Source organism: uncultured Vibrio sp. (genome assembly GCF_947488985.1).
In the GTDB taxonomy this organism is placed as follows: domain Bacteria; phylum Pseudomonadota; class Gammaproteobacteria; order Enterobacterales; family Vibrionaceae; genus Vibrio.
Window position 1 is genome coordinate 1 of the sequence record NZ_CANLBV010000297.1, and the last position, 465, is coordinate 465.

The following is a 465-nucleotide window of genomic DNA, read 5'->3' on the forward strand; positions in this document are numbered from 1 at the left end:
CTGTCTGAAAACAAGTGATGTTCCAAGGCTTTAAGTATTGACCAGACTTATTAAAAAAGGATCAACACCATGTCAAAACAAAGTAAAACCCCACGTCAACAAGAAGAAATCCGCAATCTAATGTGTGAGCTTCTTTCTCGCTCTATGACTATCACCCAAACGACTATTCACGATGTCTTTTTAAGCTACAGTGGCCATGTTGACGGCCTCGACTTCTATGTCCATATCAATGGTTTCAATAACTCAGATGAAGCCACACATACGAACGATGAAGTCTGTTTTCATCTCAATTTGGAAAGCATGAAGTCAATCAGAGCTCACTTTAAAGCGTGCCATTCTCTACTAGATTCACTGGCGGCTTAACCTTTCCATGGAACTCACGCCGTATCAGCAAGAAATCACCAAATACAACAAAGCAGCGGCCAAGAAAGCCGCTGATGGTGGTTCACCTTACCTACACAAAGG

General features: G+C 42.2%; 1 protein-coding gene. It reads left to right on the forward strand.

The features are described 5' to 3' along the window. Positions 1 to 69 precede the first annotated feature (69 nt). On the forward strand, positions 70 to 363 hold the full coding sequence (locus Q1A70_RS20420) for a hypothetical protein (protein WP_299695890.1): 294 nt from the start codon (positions 70 to 72) through the stop codon (positions 361 to 363). Positions 364 to 465 lie beyond the last annotated feature (102 nt).

What these genes read in the sequence shown, in the direction of transcription:
- Q1A70_RS20420 (WP_299695890.1), top strand. Translation starts at nt 70, where the DNA reads ATGTCAAAACAAAGTAAAACCCCACGTCAACAAGAAGAAATCCGCAAT.